Source organism: Ochrobactrum sp. Marseille-Q0166, assembly GCF_014397025.1.
GTDB lineage: Bacteria > Pseudomonadota > Alphaproteobacteria > Rhizobiales > Rhizobiaceae > Brucella.
Genome location: NZ_JACJUO010000001.1, coordinates 1,161,502 through 1,186,456, shown reverse-complemented (window position 1 = coordinate 1,186,456; position 24,955 = coordinate 1,161,502). Strand labels below are relative to the sequence as shown.

The window sequence follows — 24,955 nt, the reverse complement described above, 5'->3', positions numbered from 1 at the left end:
TACAGTGTGCAGGCGATCACGCGTTACATGCAATCAAGCAAATCAGTCGTTTGCAGAATCAGCAGAAGCAATCTCCGATTCTGCTGGCGCAAATTCCTGTTTAAAATCGGGCTTAACTCCCAAAAAAGTTGCAGAGCGACGAATAATGTCCGCAACCATAGGCGCGGCATTGAGACCAGCGGTTGCGCTGTACTTGCCTTCTTCAGGTTTTGGTTCATCGATAATCGTCAGCACAACATAGGTTGGATCATCCATCGGGAAGGATGCGAGAAAGGCGTTGAAGCGCACGTCTTTTGAATAGCGTCCGTGGACAACCTTTTCAGCCGTACCCGTCTTGCCACCCACGCGATAACCCTGAACCGTTGCACGCTTGCCCGAGCCTCCCGGCGCAGTCGCATTCAGACGATAGAGATAACGCATATCAGCAGAAACCTGAGGATGAATAACTTGCTGCGCTACCTGATCGGCCTCCGCCTGCGTACGAGCGAGGAAAGTCGGCTCAATCAGCTTGCCGCCATTCATCAATGCCGCTGCACCCACCGCCGTCTGCAACGGCGTCGTCATCATACCGTGACCAAACGAAATGGTCATCGAATGCACTTTTTTCCATACGCGCGGCTCGACCGGACGTGCGACTTCCGGCAACTCGGTCTGCATACGATCAAGAAGACCAAGCTTTTTCAAGAATGCGCGATGGCCTTCGATACCAACCACATTGGCTTCATGACCCGAACCAATATTGGACGAGAAGATAAACACTTCAGGCAGTGTCAGCACACGGCCTTTACCGTGGAAGTCGCGGATCGTCTGACGACCAATGACCAGCGGACGCGAGGCATCGATCTTCGAATTCAGCGTGAACTTACCTGAATCAAGCGCCATAGCAGTGGTAAAGCTCTTGATCGTCGAGCCCATTTCATAGGTGCCCGCCGACATACGGTTCAGGCGATCCTTATCAAGCGCATTGACGGGATTGTTCGGATCAAAGTCCGGCACCGAAGCCATAGCTATAACTTCGCCGGTCTTCACGTTAAGAACCACGGCACCCGCAGCAATTGCACGATAGCGTTCTACGGCCTTCACCAGCACGTCACGCATGATGTGCTGGACGCGAATATCAATGGAAAGCTTGACTGGTTCCAATGACTGCGCCGTCGCCATCCCCGCAGCGCGAAGATCGCTCAGCCCCTGACTGTCAATAAACTTCTCCATCCCGGCAATGCCCTGATTGTCGACATTGACGAGGCCAAGAATATGCGATGCAGTCGGACCACCTGGGTAGAAACGGCGCTTTTCGGTACGAAAGCCGATGCCGGGCACACCCAGAGCCATGATCTGGCTCTGCTGACGCGGCGTCAAACCACGTTTCACCCAGACGAAGCCGGCGCCACTCTTCAACCGACGATAAGTGGCTTCCCAATCGAGATCGGGAATGACTGTTGAAAGCAACTCAATGGTCTCATCAGGATCAACGATCTTCCGTGGCTCAGCAAAAAGCGAGGCGGTCTTGATGTCAGTGGCCAGAATTTCGCCATTGCGATCCAGAATATCCGGTCGTGACGCAAGCTGATGCACGGCAGGACCATTTGAATCGTCATCATTGCCGCCAATCATGCCGAAATAGACAAGCTTGCCACCAATGACACCGTAAATGCCGACGAAGCAGGCAATTGCCATCCACAAACGGTTGCGTGCACGATTACCGTGCTTTTTGCGTGAGCCTACAAAAGCCATATTGCCGGCCAGCTTTTCATTGCCAGCCGGCTCCAAACCGTCATTGGTGTTTCGTTTGTTCTTTTTGGAAAATCCGAGCTTCAGCCGCATGTTCAGTGCCTCGCCCCATTCTTCTTGACACTTCCGGTGGTGGTAGCGTCTGGCTCCAGAACGCCGCTTGCGACCAACTCGTCGCTGCCGGAAATCAGTTTCTGAATATCATCCATCTGTCGTTCCGGAATATCTTCAACACCCATCGCAAGCTGTTGGGCTTCGATTGGCTGCAATTTGAGTTCATCAGCATAAACACCCACAAGGCTCTGCAAGCGCCCCGGCTGGTTCATCAATGCCCAATCAGCGCGCAGAAGTGTGATCGTGTCCTTTTCGGCATCGATCTGGCGCTTCAGCTTGGAAATAACTGCAATCTGCCTCTCCGCATCATATTTGATGGTATAGGTGATTGTTGCCGCCACCAGCATTGCCGCAATCATGATGAGTTCAAAGGTACGCAGCACTCGTTCAACTCCGGGACAGTTCATGCGTTTCGGGGAGCTTCGGCAACCCGAACAGCGAAAGATCATCTTCAAGAGGTGGATTTTCAGTCCTTAAACCCGCACGCAGTTTTGCGGAACGGGCGCGAGGATTACGCTCTTCTTCTTCAGCACTCGGTCCAACCGCGCCCTTAACCGCTGCCGTAAAGCTTGCAAGCCTTACATGGGTTTCCGGCAAATGTCGTGAACCCGCACTGCCGCCAGCACGATCCGCAAAGTAGCGCTTGACCATACGATCTTCGAGGGAATGGAAGGTCACGACGACCAGACGGCCACCCGGCTTCAGAATACGTTCGGCTGCGAGCAATGCCCGCGCCAGTTCACCCAGCTCATCGTTCACGTAGATACGCAGCGCCTGAAACACGCGCGTTGCCGGATGAATAGGTACTTTTGGATTACGCCCGACCAGCGATTCAATCGCGTTCGCCAGATCAAGCGTACGGGTGAAAGGCTGCGCTTCACGGCGTTTTTCAATCATGCGCGCAATGCGTCCGGCATGACGTTCTTCACCCAGAAAATTAAAGATGCGAGCGAGATCACCCATCTTCAACCGGTTCACGACTTCGGCAGCACTTGGACCCTTACGAGACATGCGCATATCGAGAGGACCATCTTTCTGGAAGGAAAAGCCGCGTTCTGCCTCATCGATCTGCATTGACGAGACACCGATATCGAGTACGACACCATCGACCTTCGCGCCATCTCCCAACACCTGTTCAACAGCCACATCCAGCTTGGAAAACTGGCTTTCAACAAGGTCAAGTCTGCCATCGAACTGCTTTACAATGCCTTGTCCGGCAGAAATGGCAGTCGGGTCACGATCAATCGCGATGACGTTTGCGCCCTCTTCCAGAATACGGCGCGTATACCCACCAGCGCCGAATGTGCCATCGACGATTACTTTGCCGTTTTCAGGTTTCAGTGCATCAATCACTTCGGAAATAAGCACCGGAACGTGACGGACCTGAGCCCCTTCGGCTTGAGATTGGTCTCTGCCGAGGCTAGCCATCATCCCGATCCTTTCCCGGGATCACGTCCCGCTATCCTGTGTTTTGCTTTGGATTCCGACCAATTTCAGACGCACTGCGATTTGACGGATTCGTTCAAACAGTTATCGGATATTAAGCTTAATGAACCGTTAGCCTTTGAAGTTGCCGCTGATAAATCACCACCCTATACAAAAGTTTTTGCAGCGGCTTTTTCGTCACTCAAAAAGCAAAAGCAGTTCATGCAAACCGCGATGAATTCGCTCAATTTCCAGACGAAACAATCACATCCATATGAAAAGCATTAATTTTAATGCCATTGACGATAATGCGGCCCCCTCCCATTATCTGCAAATCGTTCGCAATTGTAATTGATGGCTTAAGCATGGCGTTTAAGAAGACCCACCGGGTAACATAACCACCCGCACCGCAAGAGGATTCATTTGCAGCTTGGCGCTGCCATTATCCTCGTGTTGAACATGAAACTCATCTGCAACGTGTTCACAGGCGTACCGATTGAGACGGTACAGCGGTCTTCCCACCAGGAAAGCCGCCGCTTTTTTATTTGACTGCTGAATTGCCACCATCAGCATAAAGTGCTGAACCAGAAACAAAGCTCGCCATTGGCCCCGCCAGAAAAAGTGCAGCCTGGGCAATTTCTTCAGGCTGGGCAATCCGTTTCATTGCGTGGAGGCCTGCAGCCCATTCTTTCTGAGCATCACTGCCTGCCATCGGTGTATCGACACCGCCCGGCAAAAGCGCATTTGCTCTGATGCCTTGCGCGCCATAGTCTGCGGTGATGCCTTTTACCAATCCCATCAACCCAGCCTTTGCGGCACCATAGAGTGACATTCCTGGAATGCCGACGCTGGTGCCAACAAAAGTTGATGTGAAAATGATCGAACCACCGCCGGACTTGAGCATTAAGGGTATCTGCGATTTTGCGCCGAGAAATGCCGATGTCAGATTACCGGCAATCACATTGTTCCAATCACCAAGGCTTGCATCTGTCACCGGCACAATGGGTCCGACGGTGCCAGCATTGTTAAAAGCAACATCAAGACGACCGAATTCATGACGAGCAACGGCTATGAGCTTCTCATGTGTTTCACTTTGTGAAGCGTCTCCAGCCACATAATGCGCCTCGCCGCCAAGCCCTATAACAGCTTCCGAGACCGCCTCCAACGCCACCTCATTGCGGGCATTTAAAACAACGGCAGCACCCTGCGCGGCAAACAGCATTGCCGTAGCACGCCCTATTCCCGACGATGCACCGATAATGATTGCGACCTTACCTTTTAAACTCGACATGGAAACCTCCTTGGTTGGGAAGTTCCGCAATAGATATGCACCACGAACACAACTATCCGTTTCCTGCGATCAAACAGAAATGTCGATTAGCCGATGCGGAGAAGTAAAAATGTCAGTCGGTCTGTAAGCCGGGTTCTGTATGGCTGGACTTGCGTCCAACGTGGCAGCCATTCATCTGGGACGGATGTCGCCACCCGCCTCTTGCAACCCACCCGGACGGCTGATCCGGAAACTGATTGCCGGTTCCTGCGAACCGGCGCGCCGTCCCTATTCGGTTTTGCTCCCAATGGGGTTTACCGTGCCGCCTGTGTTGCCACCGACGCGGTGGGCTCTTACCCCACCCTTTCACCCTTACCCCGTCATCCCTGCCGCTCAGCAGAGCAGTACGGAAGACGGGGCGGTTTACTTTCTGTGGCACTATCCCTGGGGTCACCCCCGCCGGGCGTTACCCGGCATCGTGTTTCCATGGAGCCCGGACTTTCCTCACCCGCCGCCTTTCGGCATATGACAAGCGCGGCTGCCCGACCGACTGACGGGCGCGTATATAACACGATCAAGCCAAGTAGGAACCGTGTTTTGAAAAAATCTATACACAACGGAAAAGCCGGCAGCGAAACCGCTGCCGGCTTTTCGTTCACGCCATCGGTTTGGAACACTACGCAACCGACAACATAAACCCAGAGCACATCCTGAAAAAGCGAAACAGCTTTCAGGATAGGCGTCACAACAAATATTAGAGGCCAGCCATGTAGGCCTTAACCGAACTGCAATATTTTGCAGAGGTTGGATTCATGCGCTTTGCACCATGGCCAGCATTATACTTGAGGATCGTGCCGCAGGTGCTACCACCGCCAAGCTTCTGTGCCATGGCAAGGTATTTCATACCGAACTGAATGTTGGTGGAAGGCTCATAAAGTCCCTTGGCAGAGCCGGAATAACCGAGGCTGCGCGCTGTCGAAAGCTTGATCTGCATGAGGCCAATTTCACCGGCCTTGCCGCGAACATTTGGCTGGAAATTGCTTTCGTGACGGACAACCGCATGGGCCAGCGAAGAAGGCACGCCGTAGGTTGCTGCATAACGATTTATGATCTGGGAGTAGCCGGTGCCGCTCTTCACGACCTTTGATGTCTCAACGCGGGACTTGGACCGCTTCGCGCTCTTTTCCGTTGGTGCGGCGCGCTTTGTGATGACCGAAGCCTTCTTCGCGGTTTGCTTGCGTTCTGTCTGGGCTGAGCGTGATGACTGTTCAGACTTGTTGGTTTCAGCAGCCTTGTTCTGGGAACGCGCCTTCAGAAGATCCGCCAGATTCGTTGGTTCGTTGACTGGCGCACTCATTGCAGAATTAAGGCCAAAAGAACTCATGGCGCCAATGAGGGCGCATACAACAACAAATTTTACTTTCATAACCTACCGTCTTGGATCGTTTTTTTATGGGGCTATGCTGATCTTGGGGGCAGCAGAGCCGTTTGAATTATGATCCCGCATGACTGGCCTAAACCCGCCCGTCGTCGCTGGGAATGGCAGATCATTTGCTGGGGAAATGCAGCCGAAGATTGGTTGAGGAAGTAAAATAGTCTTACAGGTTGTAATAAGGGCTGTCACATTTCGTGAAGCACGCCATGGTGGAAAAACACCTTCGCCAAGAGATGTAATCGATCTAATTTGATGAAATTACTACAGAAATATGAAGGAGCAAGCGCTCACGCTTAAGCATGGAATCTCACCCTTAAGCGGTAACATTTTGTAGGGAAAAAATCAGCCGGTATAGGGTATCTATAGTAGATACATCCGCAACACCATCCACATTTTGTGTCCGAAAATGCCGCTGAAACGCCTTAATCACGGTCTCGGTGGCCTCATCATACACGCCGTTGATCTCGATTTTGTAGCCATAAAGAGCAAGCATGGATTGCAAAGCCTCGACGGGTTGCCCTTGCTCGCCACGCGCGAGAAAGCGTCCACCACGGATGGCCGTCGGTTCAATGTGATGGGCTATCCCTGCCTCATGCAACCGCTTCCAGGGGAAATTGTGCCCCGGATCGGTCTTGCGGTCAGGCGCTATGTCTGAATGTGCAAGAACATTTTCCGGGCGGATTTCATATCGCTCACAAATGCTCCGGCAAAGCGCGATAACGGCATCAATCTGCCGGTCGGCGAAAGGTGGATAGTTTTCCAGCTCTCCGGGATTGACGATCTCGATCCCGATTGATGCCGAATTGATATCGGTTTCACCCTTCCAGAAGCTCTTTCCTGCGTGCCATGCGCGCGCCTTTTCAGACACCATCTGCACGACACGCCCATCTTCATGAACCAGATAATGTGCAGACACTTCCATCTCAGGCGACTTGAGAACGTCGAGAGCCTCCTGAGCGGTCGCAAGGCCCGTATAATGCAGGATCAGGTAGGTCGGTGTCTTGCCATCCTTACGAATGCCGAAGTTTGGCGACGCATCAATCGAGGCTGCTGGGTAGTCCGGCTCATCCAAAGTAAGTGCTGCGAGTAATTCGGCTTCTGATACGTCTACGCTGCTCATGCGGCTTCCAACTGTTTTTCTACGCTTGCCCAGGCCGCATTGATGGCAGCAAGGCGGGTATTTGCAATCTTGATAAATTCCAGCGGAAGACCTTCCGCAACAAGCCGGTCGGGGTGATGTTCTTTCACCAGAGCACGATAGCGCTTGCGCGCGTCTTCAAACGAAACGCCGCGCGTCAGTCCGAGAATGGCATAAGGATCACCCTCACCATGATTGACGTGACGAAGGGCAATGCGCTCGAAACCTTCTTCATCAAAACCGAAGATTTCGGCAACGCTTGAAAGGAACGCCATTTCCTTTTCATGCACATAGCCGTCGGCGGTTGCGATATGAAATAAACCGTCAAGAATATCTTCGAGCAGATGGCAATTATCATCGCCTTCACGACAGAGGCCCGCAAGCTGACGCGCATAGCTTTCGTAACCTGCGACGTCCTGCTGGGCTAGATTATAGAGCCGAACGACATGAGCATGTTCTTCTGGTGGAACAGAAAAAATATTTTGAAACGCCCGGAACTCGTCCTGAGTAACAACACCATCGGCTTTGGCCATTTTTGCCGAAAGCGCGATCATCGCGATGGAAAAAGCGACACGTCTGCGCGTATCCGCATCGCCTTCAAAAACCGTTCGTACAGCTTCAATCACGCTTGAAATAGCGTTAAGCGTAACCGAGGTGAAGAATTCACCAATTTGAACCCAAATCGACATGAATCATTTCTATAGAATTCCGCAAAGGCTGGAAACAACAACTCACGACAATGGGCGAAAAAACAATTATTTAGAAAAATACCATCGTCTATGAAGACAATTATTGCGTGATCTGACGGGTCGCAAATGACTGCTGTGCAGCACTTGCCGCAGCATCACCGGCAGCCTGTGCTTGTTGTTCATTCTGTCCAACGGATTTCGCGGCAGCTTCAGCATTTTTACGTGCGCGTTCAACGGCTGCGGCCTGCTGCTCAGGCGTCAGGACGCCGGAATTATCTTGCATTGCCTTGATAAGATCAGGGCCAGTCTGCTCTTCTTGAACAGGGGTCGACGTTGTTTGCTCTGTCTGAACCGGAGCAGCGGCCTGTTCGTCCTCTCCTCTGCCGCAAGCGGCAAGGGCTAACAGAACAACAGCGGAAATCAGAAACAGAAAATTACGGCTCATGGCAAAAGCCATAACCGAAGAGAGCCTGCGTTTGAACCGAGAAAACGCAGTAACTTCATCTTTGTTTTCAATAATCGAAGAATGGATCATTAATTCTGCTCCTTTCGGGGCAAATGGCGGCCTGCAAAGCGGACCGCCATTATCAGATCGCCAGTAAATATCACCGGCATTAATAACTTACTAACTCAGAGTTAGTTTGCCGGAGGTGTACCTGTCCCCGGTGTAGCTGGTGCTGGAGCAGGTGTTGACGGCGTTGTGGTAGTGTCATTGGTAGACGGTGATGCAGGTGCCGGGGCTGCTGCTGGCGGTGGAGATTCAGACGCCTTATTCGCATCCTTCGAATTGTCGCTGCAGGCTGCCAGTCCGAGCAACGATACGGCAGCAACCGCACTTACCAGAAACTTTTTCATAATGGCTCTCCTTCCCTAAAAATCAGCGCTGCGGGGATTTAGCCAACGCTGCTTTGGTTTTCCGTGTGTGATCGGTCTATCCGATCAATCACCTACGAAGACAGTCGCCACATCGCTCTTTAGTCCCCAGCGAAGCTTTTCGACGATGCCAACGTCACAACCAAAAACGGCGAGCTCGTGGAAAGGTTCTCTCAATTAGTCTTACCGCTCGTAACAAAGCGCCATAATAACAAAGTTTTAAGCATGATTTTTGCACAAAACTGCCGTGACATCTCTGTCAATTGGAGATTTTAAGGTGCGCATCTTGCACGATACGGCCCGCAATCCGAGATGCGCACAGGTGATGCAGGAAGATATGAAAGTCCACATGGTGGCGCTGAACATTCAGCCTGGCCATCCTATCGTAACCATCCGCGCTGGATAAATGCCAACTGTTTTCACCCAATTTATTTCCCGCAAACCTTGCACTCCAGCTGATGACGTCAGCACCGGGATCGCGTAATTCTTGTTGAAATTGATTCGCGACACCGGAACCTCTGTATGAAACGTATGGCCAACCGCAGCATTCTAGCCCTTGGCATGATACTTCTGGCCGGCTGCACCACAGTCGACTACGATTTCGCCGATGTTAAAAAGTCTGGCAATTCGATGCAGCAGATGGCGCGCCCGACAGGAGCCGTCAACGCACCGCGGTTCGGCGATCGAAAACCGTTTGAATGGACAGGTCGCACACCATGGCATTACCCAATCCATGGAACGGATGTTTCAAAATATCAGGTCGATGTTGACTGGAATGCGGTACGCCGCAGCGGCATTTCGTTTGTCTTCATCAAGGCAACAGAAGGCGGCGACCGTTTCGATGATCGTTTCACAGAACATTGGAACGGTGCAAAACAGGCTGGCATTCCGCGCAGCGCCTATCACTTCTATTATTTCTGCCGCCCGGCGATTGAGCAGGCTCGCTGGTACATTCAGAATGTCCCGCGCGATCCGAACGCGCTGCCTCCTGTCCTCGATATGGAATGGAATGCACATTCGCCAAGTTGTAAGCTGAGGCCAAATGCTGTCGTAGTACGCAAGGAGATGAAGATTTTCCTTGATGCGGTCGAAAAGCATTATGGCAAACGACCTATCATCTACACCACGGTCGATTTCTTTGATGAAAATGACCTCAACCAGATGCGTGAATATCCGTTCTGGCTGCGATCCACGGCGGGTCATCCGACAGAGAAATATGGGCCGCATCCGTGGACCTTCTGGCAATATACAGGTACGGGCACTATTCCGGGCATCAAAGGCGACGCAGACATCAATGTGTTTGCGGGCAGTGCCAGCGCCTGGAAAAAGTGGCTGGAAAGCAACAAGGTCCGCTAACTCTGCATCAAATGACAACTCACGCTAAGTTTTGCTTCATTTCCATGACGTGATGGGGCACTAGATCGTTGTGCGTCCGGTTGGACACACAAAGGACGCTCTCTACTCTTGAGCCAAGCATCGAACTTTCCAAAAATCGATTTCGGTTTTTGAGCCGATGCTTTAGCTTGAAAAATAAATGGAGAAGTTCTTTCTCTTTTAATTGTGAGTTCTCTCGATGAAACTTATCGCTTCAGTGATGGTTGCCGCTTTACTGGCATCAACTGCAATTTCTCCCGCTCTCGCCTCTCCGGGTCCCGATGCCGCAACCAACGCGGCCAATCTGCCCAAACCGGAATGCGAGATCGATTACGGTCAGTGGATGGATAATCTGACCAAGGAAGCACGCGAAGCAGGCGTAGGTGAAAAGGGCATTGCGGAACTGCACAAGGCCTCGCTTGAGCAGAAAGTTCTCGACCGCGACCGCAAACAGACGGTCTTCAACCTGACATTCACCGAATTCTCCAAGCGCCTGATTTCCGAAGCGCGGCTGAAGAACGGCCAGAGCAACCTCGTCAAATATGCCGACGTGTTCAAGAAGGTGGAAGACACTTACGGCGTACCGGGTCCGGTGCTTGCTGCCTTCTGGGGGCTGGAAACCGATTACGGCGCCATTCAGGGTGATTTCGATACGCTGAACGCGCTTGTGACACTTTCCTACGACTGCCGCCGCCCAGAGCTCTTCCGTCCGCAGTTGATTGCCCTTCTCAAACTTTTCGATACCGGTGTTGTCGATGCGGCAACCACAGGCGCATGGGCTGGCGAAATCGGCATGATGCAGCTTCTGCCGAAAGATTATCTTGAGCGCGGCGTTGACGGCGACGGAGACGGCAAGGTCGACCTCAAGAACAGCGTGCCCGACGCGATGATGACTGCAGGCCGCATGATTTCCGAACTCGGCTGGAAGCGTGGCGAGCCTTGGCTCGAAGAAGTGCGCATCACCAAAGACCTTCCATGGGAAGAATCCATCCGAACCAATCGCAAACCGCATTCCTGGTGGGCCGAACAGGGGGTTGTCGGTCTCAATGGACCGCTTGGCCCTGATAATGGTGATGCATCGCTGCTGCTGCCGCTGGGCCGCAAGGGACCAGCATTCCTGTCTTATGCAAACTTCGATGTTTTCGTGGAATGGAACAAGTCGATTGTTTATGCGACAACCGCTGCTTATTTCGCCACACGCCTCGCAGGAGCTCCAGCCTTCAATCCCGGCAATCCTGATCAGGGTTTGACGCAGGAACAGATGAAGGAGCTACAGACCAAGCTTCAGGCTCGTGGCTATGATATGGGCAAGATTGATGGCGTCTTCGGCATACTGACCCGCGACGCAGTCCGCACCGAACAACTGCGTCTTGGAATGCCCGCTGATTCCTGGCCAACTCCAGAGCTGCTTGAAAAGCTCTGACGGAGAAGAAATTAAAGGCGCGGATTAACCCGCGCCTTTTTAGTATGAGAGTATTTCCAGCAAAAGTGAGACCCGATTTTGCGTCTGGAAATGCGTAAAAACAAATAGATAGAGTGGTTTCAATGATGCCGGATTAGTTGGTACCGCTCTCTCGTTGCAAGTGATCTCGCCATGCTTTCGACCCTGATCGTCGTCCTGCCCGTATTCGCCCTGATCTTCTCAGGCTGGCTCGCGTTCAAGCTAAAAATATTGGGCCCCCATGCGATTGCGGAGCTAAACCGCTTTGTCGTCTATCTCGCGCTGCCAGCGCTGCTGTTCGACATCATGGCCAACACGCATGGTAGCGAGCTTTGGCAACCGGGCTTCATCGCCGTGTTTCTGCTCAGTAGTGCCATCGCCTTTGCACTCCCCTTCATTATCCGCCTGCGCGGCAAGCAACCACTCGCAGACAGTGCCATCGATGGGCTTAACGCAGCCTATCCCAATACGGGCTATATGGGGATTCCACTTTCGATGATTGCATTTGGTTCAGGCGTTCTCGCTGCAACCACCATCACCATCATCATCACCGTTTGTGTAACCTTTGCTTTTGCCATTGTTCTGATTGAGATCGGCCTGCAAACCGAGAAGAAGCCACTTCATCTCGGCTGGAAAGTTACGCGTTCGCTGATCCGCAATCCGCTGCTCGTCGCACCATTTTTCGGAATGCTGGTGGCTGTAACCGGTTTCACCATTCCTGTACCTGCTGAAACCTTCCTGAAGATGTTGGGCGGTGCCGCCTCCCCCTGTGCACTGGTTGCACTTGGGCTTTTTCTTGCGCAGCCGCGAAAGATTGAGCGCGAAAGCGTCAACGCCATCGCCTTTCTTGTTTCGGTCAAGCTCATTGTCATGCCGCTCGCAACATGGCTGCTTGCAGTCTATGTGTTTAAACTGCCGTCACATCTGGCACAAAGCGCGACCTTGCTCGCTGCGTTGCCCGCTGGCACCGGACCTTTTATGCTCGCCGAACATTATCGTCGGGAAGCTGCAATAACGTCGAATGTAATCCTCTATTCAACAACGATTTCGGTCGTGACTCTGTCGGTGTTTCTCGCTTTTATCCGATAAAACACTTCCAGATTGTGTCAAACCGACCTTAAAATTGGCTGTTTCGTGGCATTTTCATGAAATGTGAACAAAATTATACAGTTAAAAATTTCAACAACTTAGGTGGTAAACAGAAGGTTTTTTCCACGATCACCGTATATTGCAGCAAGAAATCTTCTTTTGTTCGAAGCCTTTTGCGCTTAGATTCCAACTCTCTACCAGCGCGCATTCGGCCTCGTCGGATGCATAAAAGGAGACAGAGCAATGGGACTTACGCGATCTTTGAATGTCCTCATGATCTGTGCAGCATTTGCATTTGTTGCAGCGTTGATAGCAGGCGTTATTCCGTGATTGGGATAGCCTAAGCCATTAGACGGCATCGGTTTTTGAGGATGAACCGACCCGTTTCAGAAGCAATTCCAGTAAGAGTGTGAAGCAGCTTTATGAAGGAATTGCGAATAAGAAGCAAAAGAAAGCCCGGTTTCAGACCGGGCTTTTTCATTTCAGGCGACTTCTAACTGGACTTCAGTTTTAGGCCGGATACCAATCATGTGGCAGATAGCGTAAGGAAGATCGGCTCTGTTCATGGTATAGAAATGGAAATCCTGCACGCCGCGTTCTATCAGATCCATGACCTGTTCGGCGGCAATAGCTGCGGCAACAAGCTGATGCGTCTGCGGGTCGTTATCCAGCCCGTCAAAGCGCTCTGCCAGCCACGCCGGGATATGCGTTGCTGAACGCGCGCAGAAATTGCGAACCTGCTTGAAATTATGCACTGGCAGAACGCCCGGAACAATCGGGATATAGATGCCCGCACGGCGCACACGCTCGACATAACGCTCATAGAGATCATTATCGAAGAAGAACTGCGTGATGGCGCGCGTTGCACCATTATCGACCTTGCGCTTGAGCATATCGATATCGGTCGCAAAGTCCGGACTTTCAGGATGCTTTTCCGGATAGGCCGAAACGGAGATATCGAAGTCCGCAAGCTTGCGCAGACCACCGACGAGCTCAGCGCCATTCTGATAACCGCCCGGCGTCGGCACATATTTCTCGCCAATACCGGCAGCCGGATCACCACGCAGCGCTACGAAGCGCTTGACGCCAAGCGCTGCAAACTCCTGTGCGACGCGATCAACTTCCTCACTGGTCGCATCAACACAGGTGAGATGCGCAGCAGGCTCGATATCTGTTTCCTTCAGAATACGCGCAACCGTGCGGATCGTGCGTTCACGCGTGGAGCCACCCGCACCATAGGTCACGGAGACAAATTCCGGCTTAAGCGGCGCAAGCCGCGTTACCGTCTCCCACAGGCGCTGTTCCATTTCTTCCGACTTGGGCGGGAAGAACTCGAACGAAACCCGGGTGGTCTGGCCGATATCTGATCGGCGGGAAAGACCATAGAAACCCATCAAACTGTCTCCGTCATGCTTTCATTGCGCGAAACCTGATCAGCAATCAGCACACGCGGATCACGGGCAAGCCAGAGCTTTACCGTCAATCCGTCATCGCCATTGGCAACCTTCGGCCCCAATTCAGTCGTTGTGGCGGGCTCAAGCCCTGTTTCTTTCAACCAGCCAAGCATCTGCTCATCGCTGAAACCAAGCCTCAAATGCGCGTGTTCTTCGCGCAGAAACTCAAGTTTATGGGGTGCAAAGTCGACAATCAGCAACCGTCCGCCCGGGCGCAGCGCACGCGCTGCCTCGCGAATGGCAGCCTGCGGATCATCAAGAAAATGCAGAACCTGATGAATGGTTACGAGATCGAAATTCTCGCGTTCGACTGGCAGCGCATAAACATCGCCCTGCCGCACCTGTGCATTGTTCACCGTTGCAAGGTCGAGATTGGCACGTGCCACGGCAAGCATGTCGCGATTGATGTCAATGCCAAGGCCACGCGCATAAAGCGGTGAAAACAGTTCCAGCAACCGACCCGTGCCGGTGCCTACATCAAGCATGGCCTGAAATGGCTTATCACCGACAATAGTCTTGAGTGCTGCTTCCACCGCATTTTCAGACACATGAAGCTTGCGGATTTCATCCCAGCTACCGGCATTGGCACTGAAATAGGCCGCAGCCTTTTCCTGCCGACTGGATTTGACCTGCGAAAGCCGCTCCAGATCGCGCTCAAGCAGCGCATCGGCGCTATCAAGCTTCGACAGTAGATTACGCGCAACCTCGCCGCAAAGCGCATTATCCGACAGGCGGAAATAGGCCCAGGCACCCTCCTGATAACGGTCGATCAGATCGGCTTCACCAAGCAGCTTGAGATGGCGCGACACACGCGGCTGCGACTGGCCAAGAATTGTGGTCAGGTCCGATACGGTCAAATCGCCTCCGGAAAGAAGCGCAAGGATGCGCAAGCGACTTGGCTCAGCCACTGCTTTTAAAACATCCACCATCTGATCAAGCTGCAAACGCAATTCGCAAACTCCACACTCTAAAACATATAAAGATATGTTTATGTGAAATGCGATCAAGGCGCAAGCGCTTTTCGCATCCCCATGCACAGCAAAACTGTCACGCGATTTGAGTATCGGTTTGAGGAGGCTATTAGCTGGGTTATGATTATAACGAATCTCGCTGAAAGCCGAAAAGGATGACAGCCATGGGTGCAAGCACAGAACGCCAGAAGGCAGTTGCAAAATCACTTACGCTTTTGCTTCCTGCGGTTCCCTATTCGGATTCAGAACCAATCCGTGCCGCAGCCCTTGCGCCTCATATGAAAGCGCTGCCACCATCGGTGGCGGTATGGCTTGCAACGGTCGCGCATGTCCGCCATGCACATACAGACTACGACACCCTTCGCGATGATGGATATGACAAGGATTCAGCACGTTTTTTCGTGCTTGATGACATAAACAAAAAGCTGACAGAATGGCGCGCCACACGTCTCGTCACCGCGGATGATGACGAGAAGGTAGAAATGTAAACGCCGCCCGAAGGCGGCGTCTAAGATGTTTACATATCAGTGGGTTCCGTGGCCCTGCAAATAACCGTGCTTGCGCGGATCAGGCATCACCAGACCGACGATGAACACAATCACCATCATAATGGTCACGTACCAGAAGAACCCGCTTTCAAAGCCGACCTTCTTGAACCACAGCGCCACATATTCGGCAGTACCACCGAAGATCGCATTGGCAATCGCGTAGGAAAAGCCAACGCCCAAAGCACGCACTTCAGCCGGGAACAGTTCCGATTTCACAATACCGCCAATCGACGTGTACATGCTCACGATTGCCGAAGCGATGGCAATATAGACAAATGCCATTGTCGGACTCTGGACAGAGCCAAGAACTGTAAGCAACGGAATGGTCGTCAACACCGATACACCGCCAAAGGCGATCATCATCGGTTTGCGGCCAACCTTATCGGAAATATAGCCAAACAGCGGCTGCATAAGCATGAATGCGAACAGTGCAACCGTCATGACCTCGCTGGCTGTTTCCTTGTTCATGCCAGCCGTATTGACCAGATATTTCTGCATATAGGTCGTGAACGTATAGAAGGTCAGCGACCCCCCAGCCGTAAAGCCGACAACCACCAGAAACGCCTTGCGGTGATGTTTCCAGATCGTCGCAAAACTACCTGCAGATTTGCTGTTGCGCGACTCCTCAGTCGAGGTTTCATGCAGCGTGCGGCGCAGATAAAGCGCAACAATTGCAGCCAGACCACCGATGGCAAACGGGATGCGCCAGCCCCATTCATGCAACTGCTGAGACGTCAGGAAGAACTGCAGAATAACCAGCACTAGAACGGCCAATAGTTGGCCGCCGATCAGCGTCACATACTGGAACGACGAGAAGAAACCACGACGCCCGGCAAGAGCGACTTCACTCATGTAAGTGGCAGTAGTGCCATATTCCCCGCCAACCGACAGGCCCTGCAAAAGACGGACCAGAAGAAGAAGAAATGGCGCCCAAAGTCCGATCGTTTCATAGGTCGGCAGGATCGCAATAGCAAAAGAGCCAAGGCACATCATACTGACCGAAATCAGCATGGAGGTGCGGCGACCTAGTCTGTCGGCGAGGCGTCCAAACAGCCAACCGCCAATCGGACGCATAAGGAAACCGGCCGCAAAGATTGCCGCTGCATTTAACAGCTGACTTGTCTGATCTTCTGCCGGGAAAAACTGTGATGCGAAGTAAAGAGCACCGAAGGAATAGACATAAAAGTCATACCATTCGACGAGATTGCCGGAGGCGCTCGCAATGATCGCATATATCCGGCGGCGCGTATCGTGAGCGTCATGTTTCTCTTCGATCTCGCCATTCGCATCGCTGTGCATTTCTGCATTGCTCATTCTGAAACTCCCGATAGCAGTCGCAAAAGGAAAACGACTGCATGATCACTCGCTTTGCTGGGAGGGAGCAAAACCAGTAATCGTTGATCTCATAATCAATATATTCGGCAGGTTGGCCAAGCTTCAGGCTTCAGTCTGCAAGTGTCCTTGGTTCAACCACAAAACTTGACAGTCCCTGAAACTAACCTGACGCAACATCCTTGGAAAAAAGATGTCGTCTCTCCCAATCAAGCGATCCCTGCAGGCATCAAAAATTGTTTGGAATTACCTCTGATGTCACAAAACCATAGGAACAATATCGTTTGTATGCAATCTATTATCATGCACTACTATTGGATTAGAAACCCTTGAGGGGACGATTAACCATTTGAAATTTAACTATTTTACCAGGCGAGCGATTTTCACGCCCGGTAAAATTTTTGTGAAAGAGGGTGTCGGCAACAGGTTCTAGAAGAGTAGCTAAGGCATTTTCTTATTTTCTGGCAACGATGAAAATTCTTGGGAAGCGCAACAACACCCGGCCGTCATTCAGCGTTGGATAGAGGTCATGAAGACGCGATTTGTAGGCTTTCAAAAATTCGCGCTGTTCGTCATCATCCAGCGGCTCAAGAAATGGGCGCAGACCCGTTGATTTCACCCACTCAATGATAGCATCGACGCCGGCCAGCTGATGATTGTAGATCGTGTGCCATATATCGACGCGGGACGCATGATCAATCAGAGCGTTATAATAATCGGCAACAGGCGGCAGAGGGCCCCTGCCCATATGGCCAATCTTAGCCGCAAACGGCTGCGACCTTGCCACTTCGCGCATCACTACATGGGTTGGCTCTGACATATTATCCGGCATTTGTACGGCCAGATAAGCGCCAGCCGAAAGAAGGGATAGGAGCCTTTGCATCTGTTGCCTATGATCAGCAACCCACTGAAAAACCGCATTGGAAAACAGCACGTCCGTTTCAGTATCTGGCTCAAACTTCGACAGATCGCCCAAAGAAAAATCGACCCGGGGCAAGCGCTGTTTTGCTTTCTCGATCATGTCCGGCGATGAGTCGAAGCCTGCCACGTGCGCATCTGGCCAGCGCCTGACCAGAAGTTCGGTGGAGTTTCCGGGACCGCAACCAATATCGACCACTTTGCGCGGGCTATCGATTTTTATCTGTGCCAGAAGGTCAGCCGCCGGGCGACTGCGTTCCTCTTCAAACTTGAGATATTGCTTTGCAGACCAGTCTTTCACGGGAGGCTCCATAAAATGAAAAAGGCCGGTGCGATGCACCGGCCTTTGATTTCTTAGCGCGTCAGCGGCTTGTAGGTTACCCGCTTTGGATTGACGCTTTCAGGTCCAAGACGACGAACCTTGTCGGCTTCATAGTCCTCGAAGTTACCTTCGAACCATTCGACATGGCTGTCGCCTTCAAAGGCGAGGATGTGCGTCGCAAGACGATCAAGGAACATACGATCGTGGGAGATGATAACAGCGCAGCCAGCATATTTTTCGAGCGCATCTTCGAGCGCTGCCAGCGTTTCGGTATCAAGATCGTTGGTCGGTTCGTCGAGAAGCAGAACGTTACCGCCTGCCTGCAACATCTTGGCAAGATGCACGCGGTTACGCTGACCACCGGACAGATTTCCGACCTTGGCCTGCTGATCGCCGCCCTTGAAGTTGAACGCACCGCAATAGGCACGGGAGTTCATTTCAAACTTGCCGAGCTTGATAATGTCGTTGCCGCCAGAAATTTCTTCCCAGACATTCTTGTTCGGGTCGAGATGATCGCGGCTCTGGTCGACATAACCCAGATGAACGGTATCACCGATACGGATCGAACCGGAATCCGGCTTTTCCTGACCGGTAATCATCTTGAAGAGTGTCGACTTACCGGCACCGTTTGGACCGATAACACCAACAATACCACCCGGAGGCAGCTTGAAGGTCAGGTTTTCGATGAGCATACGGTCGCCAAACGACTTGGTCAGTCCCTCAGCTTCGATAACCACCTGACCAAGACGCTCGCCAGCCGGGATCAGAATCTGGGCATCGCCCGGACGTTGATTGTTGGCAGCTTCGACCAGCTGATCATAGGCCTTGATACGAGCCTTCGACTTGGACTGGCGCGCCTTGGGGCTAGCAGCAATCCACTGACGTTCGCGCTCAAGCGCCTTCTGGCGCGAATCTTCTTCGCGGCCTTCCTGAATCATGCGTTTGGACTTGGCCTCCAGATAGGCAGAGTAATTGCCTTCGTAAGGAATGCCACGACCGCGGTCGAGTTCAAGAATCCAGCCGGTAACATTGTCGAGGAAGTAGCGATCGTGCGTGATGAGGAGCACTGCGCCTTCATATTCACGTAAATGCTTTTCCAGCCAAGCAGTAGTTTCGGCATCAAGGTGGTTGGTTGGTTCGTCGAGCAGCAGCAGATCAGGCTTCGAAAGAAGCAGTTTGCAAAGCGCGACGCGCCGGCGCTCACCACCCGAAAGCTTGGTGACATCGGCATCCGCAGGCGGGCAGCGCAGAGCTTCCATCGCCATTTCAACCTGGCTGTCCAGATCCCAAAGGTTCTGGCTGTCGATGACGTCCTGAAGAGCCGCACCTTCATCTGCGGTTTCATCAGAATAGTTCATCATCAGCTCATTGTAACGGTCGAGAATAGCCGTTTTTGCAGCCACACCTTCCATCACATTACCCAGCACGTCCTTCTCAGGATCGAGATACGGTTCCTGTGCAAGATAGCCACAGGTCGCACCCTCTGCGAGCCATGCCTCACCGGTGTAATCCTTGTCGAGACCGGCCATGATCTTGAGAATTGTCGATTTACCGGCACCGTTTGGACCAAGAATGCCGATCTTCGCATCTGGATAGAATGACAGGTGAAGGTTTTCGATAACCTTCTTTGCGCCATAGGCCTTGTTCAGCCCGGACATATGATAAATGAATTGGCGTGCCATAAAGCGCGTCGTCTCCACGAGTTAGAGAGCGTGAACGGCCATTTGCCGAACCGCAAGGAAAATTTCTGCTGGGTATGTAGGCGAAATAGCGCGCGGAAGCAAATATCATCGCGCAAAGTCGACATGGAAATGTGCTTGAATAAAATGAAACCGGGCGCGGATATTTCCGTCACCCGGTTTCCCCTCTGGCCACCACTCGGGAAAGTATCCTCCCTTTCACCGAATGGCCTGCTAGTTATGCCTTAATGCCTCAAATTCACGCCTCTGAAATTCCTTTAAAACTCCGTTAGCATTCCCTGTTGAAGATAGATTTGCCTAGGATTTCACGGTTTTCAAGCAAAATTTACGCAAAAAATGCAAATGCCTAAAATTAATTCATTCAACCTCTGGATGCTCTTTTTAAGGACGCTACCAAAAGACAAATTGACTATTTGCGCGGCATAAATTCAGATGGTCGCATGTCATTTGAAACCATCAAACGCTTACCCCTCTCGGACGGAGCCGAACTGCCATACCGTCAGTCGCTAACCGTTGTGCTGGGATCACCGAAGGCTGTGGTACAAATCTGCCATGGGCTTGCAGAACATTCGGGCCGCTATGCCCGATTCGCAAAGGCACTCAATCAGGCAGGCTACCATGTCTATGCACATGATCATCGCGGGCATGGCGCAAATATAAGTCCGCATGCACCAAGAGGAATGTTTGCACAAAAAGACGGCCATAGAGTGGCCATCGCGGATATTCTGGCACTTAACCGTCTCATTCACGAAACCCATCCCAGTGTGCCTGTGGTTTTATTCGGACACTCGATGGGCGGACTTCTCGCACTCAACTATACATTTACACATTCAGATACCATTGATGCGGTCGCCGTCTGGAATGCCAATTTCAACGGCGGCATTGAAAACAGTGCCGCCATGGCGCTTCTCAAGGCTGAACGAATGTTCAAGGGCTCCGATGTTCCGAGCTCCTTCCTGCCGAAGCTCACTTTCCGCGCATGGGGCAACGCAATCCCCAACCATCGCACAGCGTTTGACTGGCTGTCGCGCGATCCGGCAGAGGTTGAAGCCTATGTAAATGATCCGCTCTGCGGCTTTGATGCGAGTGTTTCACTGTGGATCGACGTGTTTAATATGATGAAAGCTGGCGCGACCGACCGCAATTTCGCAAATATCCGCCGAAATCTACCATTTAATCTCGTCGGAGGAACTGACGACCCGGCTACAGACAAAGCGAAAGCCACGCGTAAACTGGCAGATAGAATGGAGGTTATGGGCTTCAATCAAGTGACCTGCACCATCTATCCAGGCAGCCGCCACGAAAGCCTCAATGATATTAACCGCAGTGAGGTGACACACAATTTTCTGGATTGGCTTGCTGAAGCACTTCCGTCTTCACATATCTCAGAGTAAAAGCAGCTCTCACACAAATATCTGGTCTAACTCACGATTTCTTGAAACACTTGGTTTCCCCGGCAATCAATGGTATGGAGCCCGCCTTGCGCGCCACAGGGCACCTGTACTGAGATATTAGCACCGATTTTACGGAAAATGCGCAAGGAATGAAGGAAGCTCCGCTTGGCAACACCGACGATTTCTGTGGTCATCCCCTGCCGCAATGAGGCCGACAATCTCGCTTTTCTGCTCGACGAAGTCGATGATGCCATGAAGGGCCGAGCATACGAAGTGATCGTCGTTGACGACGGCTCTACAGATTCCACCAGTGATGTTCTTGCAAGTCGCATCCATGCCGGCAAGCCGCTGCGCCATATCCGCCATGACCGCTCATCCGGCCAGAGCGCCGCTTTGCGCTCCGGCGTTTTTGCAGCGCGCGGACAGATTGTTGTGACTATGGACGGTGACGGGCAGAACAATCCTGCCTATCTGCCAGCACTTGCAGACGCCCTGATCAATGCCGGCCCTGCTTTTGGCATCGCCGCCGGTCAGCGCCTCAAGCGCACGGACACCAAGCTCAAGCAACTTTCCTCACGCTTTGCGAACAATCTGCGCGGCGCGATCCTGAAGGATAAGACCCGCGATTCCGGCTGTGGCCTTAAAGCGCTGCACACCGATCTTTTCCGTCAGTTGCCATTCTTTGACGGCTGGCATCGCTATCTGCCGGCGCTGGCCCTTCGCGAAGGCTTTGATGTCGTCCACATCGACGTCACTGATCGCGAACGTCGCCATGGAAAATCCAACTACGGCATTCTAGACCGTGGGCTGCGCGGCATTCTAGACCTTTACGGCGTCTGGTGGCTGCGCAAACGCCGCAAGGTTGTGCCCCGCGTGACGGAGATCACTCATGACTGATATTCTCGGCAGCATAGCCCAATGGCTTCATGATGTTTTTGTTGCCCAGTGGGATGGCTGGATCATTTTGGGCTTTGTTGCACAGGCATGCTTCACGATGCGCTTTGTCGTACAATGGCTTGCATCTGAAAAAGCCAAGAAAAGCGTTATGCCAGTGGCTTTCTGGTTCTTTTCGCTGATCGGCGGTGTTTTGCTGCTTATTTACGCCATCCAGCGCAAAGACCCGGTATTTATCGCCGGTCAAGGCTTTGGTCTGATCGTTTATATCCGCAATCTCTGGCTTATAGCCAATGAGAAGAGACGCGTAGCAGCGGCTGACTAAGCTGTTTTTCGCAATTCGAAAAAGCCGATCTGATGATTTCAGATCGGCTTTTTTAGCTATTGGATTCTCAGCGTTCGCCCCACTGAACGATAATCAAGTCCGGTGCCGGCCACATCGTCAGCTTTATAGACATTGCGTAGATCAATCAGCACATTGCCTTCCATCGCATCGGCAACACGTTTCAGATCAAGCGCGCGATAGGCATTCCACTCAGTCAAAAGCGCTACAACGCCTGCACCCTCCGCGGCTTCATAAGCTGAACCACACCAGATCACATCCGGCAGCACAGACTTCGCAGCATCCATAGCTTCCGGATCATGGGCGCGAACTGAGAGGCCAGCTTTCTGGATCGCTGCAATGATATCGAGCGATGGCGATTCACGAATATCATCTGTGTTCGGTTTGAAGGCGACACCAAGCACGGCAACAGTATTCGCGCCGCTTTCGCGAGCCGCTGTAACGATGCGCTCTGCCATCGACAACTTGCGCGCCTCGTTGACCGAGATCACTTCTTCAATCAGTGATTGTGGCGCATCGTATTTCTTGCCGGTCGCTGCAAAGGCGCGCGTATCTTTCGGGAAGCAGGAGCCGCCAAAACCCGGCCCTGCATGGAGGAATTTTGAACCGATGCGGTTATCCATGCCGATGGCACGGGCAACTTCCTGCACATTACCGCCGGTCTTTTCACAAAGATCGGCGACCTGATTAATAAAAGTCACTTTCATCGCAAGAAACGCATTGGCCGCATATTTAATGATTTCTGCGTTTTCCAGCGATGTGATCACCATCGGCGTTTCACGCAGATAAAGGGGACGGTAAAGCCGCTGCATCGCAGCCTTGCCATGCTCATCATCAACCCCCACAACCACTCGGTCAGGGCGCATGAAGTCTTCGATCGCCGAGCCTTCACGCAGGAACTCAGGATTTGAAACCATCGAAAACGCAACGCCCGGACGCGCTTGCGCAATACGATCGCGAATGCGCGCATTGGTGCCGACAACGACGGTCGACTTGATGACAACCACTGCGCCCGGTTTCATCGCTGCTGCAATTTCATCGGCTGCCGCCTCGATATATTGTAGGTCGGCCTCGCCATCACCACGCCGCGACGGCGTGCCAACGGCGATCAGAATGACATCGGCATCCGCGACACTTGTTGCCAGATCGGTGCTGAATTCCAGCCGTCCATCACGAATATTCCGGCCCATGAGCTCATCGAGTCCCGGCTCGAAAATCGTCACCTGGCCCGCTTCGAGCCGCTCGATGATCGACGGATTTTTGTCGACACAGGTAACGTGAAAGCCAAATTCGGCAAAACACACGCCCGAAACCAGACCCACATAGCCCGTTCCAATCATCGCCAACTTCATTACTCAGTCCTTTTTCATTTACCGCAAGTGTAATATCTGATGAGACTTAGACAGTCCTGCCAAAAATGGTGCTTTTCGAGAACCGTGACACATCGCATTTAAAGTACGATATATAGGGAGCATAAAAAGCGCCGATTGCAGACGTCCACAGCCTGAATATCCTCAGACGCAGAGCCACTTATCATAGTCAGACACCAAAAGGTGTACTGGCTTTTCATTTTCTTCAATATTGGAAAACCGCCCGATCGGTTCACGGAAAATATTGTCCGTCAGATCGTCATTGACAGTCGAAACTTCACCGATCAGCACATCGGCCCCCTCACCCCAGAATGCGTGCCAGTTGCCCGGAAGAAGCGTAACGCTTTCACCGGGCGCAAGCTTCAGATGCGCCCCGGCCTTCTGCGTCACCAGACAGCCATCGGTTGCAACGGTTACATCTGTTTCTTCATCGACACTGCCATCGGCGCGCGAATTGAAAAGCTCAAGCACCAGCGTGCCACCACCGCGATTGATGATGTCTTCTGCCTTCACCACATGACGATGCATCGGCGAAATCTGATTCTTGCGCGAGATCATGATCTTTTCGGCATAAAGCATTCCGCCACCGCGCTTGAGATCTTCGGCATTGCCGTTACGCGTGGTGAAAAGAAACAGGCCAAGATCCGCAAACTTGCCTTGGCCGTAATCGGTAATATCCCAGCCAAGGCGGCCATCGAGAATAGCTTTTGCATCGCTCGATGTGCGCTTTTTGAGCTCTTCTGGCGACCAATAAGCGAAAGGAGGCATGACGTAGCCAAAGGAACGAATAAAGGCGTCGCTCTCTCGGATAATCTCATTGATTTCTGAACGTTTCATGGCCTCTGAACCTCCCATGGAATGAAACCGAATATCTCAGGCAGCTTGGTAACTGGGTTTCTCCCATTTTGGCAATCCCGCGCACGCAACTCACACATATTTGCCGGAGGCTACACGAAAGCACGCGTGTCGTCTTTACGCGAAAGTCATGTCGCATCCCAATGCGCGTTTAGAACATTTCAATGATTGAATCATGACAACGGGAGCCAGTCTGAGCGTCGACAGATAAACAGACAAGCCATTGAGATAACGGGAAAAGCCGTGCTTCCGGAGGATTAAGGGAACACCGGATC

The 24,955-nt window shown here is 52.3% G+C and carries 24 protein-coding genes and 1 other RNA gene; 8 read left to right on the top strand and 17 right to left on the bottom strand.

Annotated elements, in window-relative coordinates; translation table 11 throughout:
* Positions 1–42 precede the first annotated feature (42 nt).
* The 10 genes from H5024_RS05645 to H5024_RS05600 all read right to left on the bottom strand — a co-directional run bounded on the left by H5024_RS05645 (position 43) and on the right by H5024_RS05600 (position 8,657).
* Positions 43–1,824, bottom strand: coding sequence for a penicillin-binding protein 2 (locus H5024_RS05645; protein ID WP_187544409.1), 1,782 nt, complete (start codon positions 1,822–1,824; stop codon positions 43–45).
* Between the two features lie 2 nt (positions 1,825–1,826).
* Complete coding sequence (locus H5024_RS05640) at positions 1,827–2,228, bottom strand: hypothetical protein (RefSeq protein WP_187544408.1); 402 nt, start codon at positions 2,226–2,228, stop codon at positions 1,827–1,829.
* A gap of 4 nt (positions 2,229–2,232) precedes the next feature.
* Positions 2,233–3,276, bottom strand: coding sequence for a 16S rRNA (cytosine(1402)-N(4))-methyltransferase RsmH (gene rsmH / locus H5024_RS05635; protein ID WP_187544407.1), 1,044 nt, complete (start codon positions 3,274–3,276; stop codon positions 2,233–2,235).
* A 535-nt stretch (positions 3,277–3,811) separates the two neighbouring features.
* Positions 3,812–4,561 (bottom strand): SDR family oxidoreductase, encoded by a 750-nt coding sequence (locus tag H5024_RS05630; protein ID WP_187544406.1) that lies wholly within the window; start codon positions 4,559–4,561, stop codon positions 3,812–3,814.
* 108 nt (positions 4,562–4,669) lie between these two features.
* Positions 4,670–5,094: RNase P RNA component class A (rnpB, locus tag H5024_RS05625), an RNA gene on the bottom strand.
* A 200-nt stretch (positions 5,095–5,294) separates the two neighbouring features.
* Complete coding sequence (locus H5024_RS05620) at positions 5,295–5,966, bottom strand: transglycosylase SLT domain-containing protein (RefSeq protein WP_187544405.1); 672 nt, start codon at positions 5,964–5,966, stop codon at positions 5,295–5,297.
* A 322-nt stretch (positions 5,967–6,288) separates the two neighbouring features.
* The gene (locus H5024_RS05615; RefSeq protein WP_187544404.1) at positions 6,289–7,095 is read right to left on the bottom strand and encodes an N-acetylmuramoyl-L-alanine amidase; all 807 of its coding nucleotides are present in this window, start codon (positions 7,093–7,095) and stop codon (positions 6,289–6,291) included.
* Positions 7,092–7,802 carry a DnaJ family molecular chaperone gene (locus tag H5024_RS05610; RefSeq protein WP_187544403.1) on the bottom strand — a complete coding sequence of 237 codons (711 nt, stop codon included), beginning with the start codon at positions 7,800–7,802 and terminating at the stop codon, positions 7,092–7,094. The genes H5024_RS05615 and H5024_RS05610 overlap by 4 nt, the downstream gene beginning before the upstream one ends.
* Before the next feature lie 100 nt (positions 7,803–7,902).
* A complete protein-coding gene (locus H5024_RS05605) occupies positions 7,903–8,337 on the bottom strand; it encodes a hypothetical protein (protein WP_247875214.1) in 435 nt (144 codons plus the stop codon).
* Positions 8,338–8,438: 101 nt separating this feature from the next.
* On the bottom strand, positions 8,439–8,657 hold the full coding sequence (locus H5024_RS05600) for a hypothetical protein (protein ID WP_187544402.1): 219 nt from the start codon (positions 8,655–8,657) through the stop codon (positions 8,439–8,441).
* Between the two features lie 295 nt (positions 8,658–8,952).
* Here H5024_RS05600 and H5024_RS21500 point away from each other — a divergent pair, with 295 nt between their 5' ends.
* The 4 genes from H5024_RS21500 to H5024_RS05585 all read left to right on the top strand — a co-directional run bounded on the left by H5024_RS21500 (position 8,953) and on the right by H5024_RS05585 (position 12,579).
* Positions 8,953–9,081 (top strand): hypothetical protein, encoded by a 129-nt coding sequence (locus tag H5024_RS21500; protein ID WP_282186029.1) that lies wholly within the window; start codon positions 8,953–8,955, stop codon positions 9,079–9,081.
* Between the two features lie 116 nt (positions 9,082–9,197).
* Positions 9,198–10,031: a GH25 family lysozyme gene (locus H5024_RS05595; protein WP_187544401.1), complete on the top strand. Its 834-nt coding sequence runs from the start codon at positions 9,198–9,200 to the stop codon at positions 10,029–10,031.
* Positions 10,032–10,248: 217 nt separating this feature from the next.
* A complete protein-coding gene (locus tag H5024_RS05590; RefSeq protein ID WP_187544400.1) occupies positions 10,249–11,472 on the top strand; it encodes a lytic murein transglycosylase in 1,224 nt (407 codons plus the stop codon).
* Between the two features lie 171 nt (positions 11,473–11,643).
* Positions 11,644–12,579 (top strand): AEC family transporter, encoded by a 936-nt coding sequence (locus tag H5024_RS05585; protein ID WP_187544399.1) that lies wholly within the window; start codon positions 11,644–11,646, stop codon positions 12,577–12,579.
* Between the two features lie 482 nt (positions 12,580–13,061).
* Here the strand turns inward: H5024_RS05585 and metF are convergent, their stop codons facing one another.
* Positions 13,062–13,973 carry a methylenetetrahydrofolate reductase [NAD(P)H] gene (gene metF / locus H5024_RS05580; RefSeq protein WP_187544398.1) on the bottom strand — a complete coding sequence of 304 codons (912 nt, stop codon included), beginning with the start codon at positions 13,971–13,973 and terminating at the stop codon, positions 13,062–13,064.
* Positions 13,973–14,962: a metalloregulator ArsR/SmtB family transcription factor gene (locus tag H5024_RS05575; protein WP_187546647.1), complete on the bottom strand. Its 990-nt coding sequence runs from the start codon at positions 14,960–14,962 to the stop codon at positions 13,973–13,975. The genes metF and H5024_RS05575 overlap by 1 nt, the downstream gene beginning before the upstream one ends.
* Positions 14,963–15,168: 206 nt before the next feature.
* On the opposite strand from H5024_RS05575, the gene H5024_RS05570 reads away from it, so the two are divergent.
* A complete protein-coding gene (locus H5024_RS05570) occupies positions 15,169–15,492 on the top strand; it encodes a DUF2293 domain-containing protein (RefSeq protein ID WP_187544397.1) in 324 nt (107 codons plus the stop codon).
* Between the two features lie 36 nt (positions 15,493–15,528).
* Here the strand turns inward: H5024_RS05570 and H5024_RS05565 are convergent, their stop codons facing one another.
* The 3 genes from H5024_RS05565 to ettA form a co-directional block, all read right to left on the bottom strand.
* Positions 15,529–16,866 (bottom strand): MFS family transporter, encoded by a 1,338-nt coding sequence (locus H5024_RS05565; RefSeq protein WP_187544396.1) that lies wholly within the window; start codon positions 16,864–16,866, stop codon positions 15,529–15,531.
* Between the two features lie 472 nt (positions 16,867–17,338).
* A complete protein-coding gene (gene tam, locus H5024_RS05560; RefSeq protein ID WP_187544395.1) occupies positions 17,339–18,103 on the bottom strand; it encodes a trans-aconitate 2-methyltransferase in 765 nt (254 codons plus the stop codon).
* A gap of 53 nt (positions 18,104–18,156) precedes the next feature.
* Positions 18,157–19,806, bottom strand: coding sequence for an energy-dependent translational throttle protein EttA (gene ettA, locus H5024_RS05555; protein ID WP_187544394.1), 1,650 nt, complete (start codon positions 19,804–19,806; stop codon positions 18,157–18,159).
* A 458-nt stretch (positions 19,807–20,264) separates the two neighbouring features.
* Here ettA and H5024_RS05550 point away from each other — a divergent pair, with 458 nt between their 5' ends.
* The 3 genes from H5024_RS05550 (at position 20,265) to H5024_RS05540 (ending at position 22,437) form a co-directional block, all read left to right on the top strand.
* Positions 20,265–21,218: an alpha/beta hydrolase gene (locus tag H5024_RS05550; RefSeq protein ID WP_187544393.1), complete on the top strand. Its 954-nt coding sequence runs from the start codon at positions 20,265–20,267 to the stop codon at positions 21,216–21,218.
* A gap of 165 nt (positions 21,219–21,383) precedes the next feature.
* Entirely contained in the window at positions 21,384–22,115 is a 732-nt protein-coding gene (locus H5024_RS05545) for a glycosyltransferase family 2 protein (RefSeq protein ID WP_187544392.1), read from the top strand.
* Complete coding sequence (locus H5024_RS05540) at positions 22,108–22,437, top strand: lipid-A-disaccharide synthase N-terminal domain-containing protein (protein WP_187544391.1); 330 nt, start codon at positions 22,108–22,110, stop codon at positions 22,435–22,437. The genes H5024_RS05545 and H5024_RS05540 overlap by 8 nt, the downstream gene beginning before the upstream one ends.
* A gap of 56 nt (positions 22,438–22,493) precedes the next feature.
* Here H5024_RS05540 and H5024_RS05535 read toward each other — a convergent pair whose 3' ends face one another.
* Together H5024_RS05535 and H5024_RS05530 are read right to left on the bottom strand one after the other, a co-directional pair.
* Positions 22,494–23,807, bottom strand: a complete 1,314-nt coding sequence (locus tag H5024_RS05535) for a UDP-glucose/GDP-mannose dehydrogenase family protein (protein ID WP_187544390.1) — start codon at positions 23,805–23,807, stop codon at positions 22,494–22,496.
* 162 nt (positions 23,808–23,969) lie between these two features.
* A complete protein-coding gene (locus H5024_RS05530) occupies positions 23,970–24,662 on the bottom strand; it encodes a D-lyxose/D-mannose family sugar isomerase (protein WP_187544389.1) in 693 nt (230 codons plus the stop codon).
* Between the last annotated feature and the right edge of the window lie 293 nt (positions 24,663–24,955).

What these genes read in the sequence shown, in the direction of transcription:
- H5024_RS05630 (WP_187544406.1), bottom strand. Translation starts at nt 4,561, where the DNA reads ATGTCGAGTTTAAAAGGTAAGGTCGCAATCATTATCGGTGCATCGTCG.
- H5024_RS05585 (WP_187544399.1), top strand. Translation starts at nt 11,644, where the DNA reads ATGCTTTCGACCCTGATCGTCGTCCTGCCCGTATTCGCCCTGATCTTC.
- H5024_RS05610 (WP_187544403.1), bottom strand. Translation starts at nt 7,802, where the DNA reads ATGTCGATTTGGGTTCAAATTGGTGAATTCTTCACCTCGGTTACGCTT.
- H5024_RS05570 (WP_187544397.1), top strand. Translation starts at nt 15,169, where the DNA reads ATGGGTGCAAGCACAGAACGCCAGAAGGCAGTTGCAAAATCACTTACG.
- H5024_RS05535 (WP_187544390.1), bottom strand. Translation starts at nt 23,807, where the DNA reads ATGAAGTTGGCGATGATTGGAACGGGCTATGTGGGTCTGGTTTCGGGC.
- H5024_RS05595 (WP_187544401.1), top strand. Translation starts at nt 9,198, where the DNA reads ATGAAACGTATGGCCAACCGCAGCATTCTAGCCCTTGGCATGATACTT.
- H5024_RS05550 (WP_187544393.1), top strand. Translation starts at nt 20,265, where the DNA reads ATGTCATTTGAAACCATCAAACGCTTACCCCTCTCGGACGGAGCCGAA.
- H5024_RS05645 (WP_187544409.1), bottom strand. Translation starts at nt 1,824, where the DNA reads ATGCGGCTGAAGCTCGGATTTTCCAAAAAGAACAAACGAAACACCAAT.
- H5024_RS05530 (WP_187544389.1), bottom strand. Translation starts at nt 24,662, where the DNA reads ATGAAACGTTCAGAAATCAATGAGATTATCCGAGAGAGCGACGCCTTT.
- H5024_RS05590 (WP_187544400.1), top strand. Translation starts at nt 10,249, where the DNA reads ATGAAACTTATCGCTTCAGTGATGGTTGCCGCTTTACTGGCATCAACT.
- metF (WP_187544398.1), bottom strand. Translation starts at nt 13,973, where the DNA reads ATGGGTTTCTATGGTCTTTCCCGCCGATCAGATATCGGCCAGACCACC.
- H5024_RS05540 (WP_187544391.1), top strand. Translation starts at nt 22,108, where the DNA reads ATGACTGATATTCTCGGCAGCATAGCCCAATGGCTTCATGATGTTTTT.
- rsmH (WP_187544407.1), bottom strand. Translation starts at nt 3,276, where the DNA reads ATGATGGCTAGCCTCGGCAGAGACCAATCTCAAGCCGAAGGGGCTCAG.
- H5024_RS05600 (WP_187544402.1), bottom strand. Translation starts at nt 8,657, where the DNA reads ATGAAAAAGTTTCTGGTAAGTGCGGTTGCTGCCGTATCGTTGCTCGGA.
- H5024_RS05620 (WP_187544405.1), bottom strand. Translation starts at nt 5,966, where the DNA reads ATGAAAGTAAAATTTGTTGTTGTATGCGCCCTCATTGGCGCCATGAGT.
- H5024_RS05565 (WP_187544396.1), bottom strand. Translation starts at nt 16,866, where the DNA reads ATGAGCAATGCAGAAATGCACAGCGATGCGAATGGCGAGATCGAAGAG.
- ettA (WP_187544394.1), bottom strand. Translation starts at nt 19,806, where the DNA reads ATGGCACGCCAATTCATTTATCATATGTCCGGGCTGAACAAGGCCTAT.
- H5024_RS05605 (WP_247875214.1), bottom strand. Translation starts at nt 8,337, where the DNA reads ATGATCCATTCTTCGATTATTGAAAACAAAGATGAAGTTACTGCGTTT.
- H5024_RS05615 (WP_187544404.1), bottom strand. Translation starts at nt 7,095, where the DNA reads ATGAGCAGCGTAGACGTATCAGAAGCCGAATTACTCGCAGCACTTACT.
- H5024_RS05575 (WP_187546647.1), bottom strand. Translation starts at nt 14,962, where the DNA reads ATGGTGGATGTTTTAAAAGCAGTGGCTGAGCCAAGTCGCTTGCGCATC.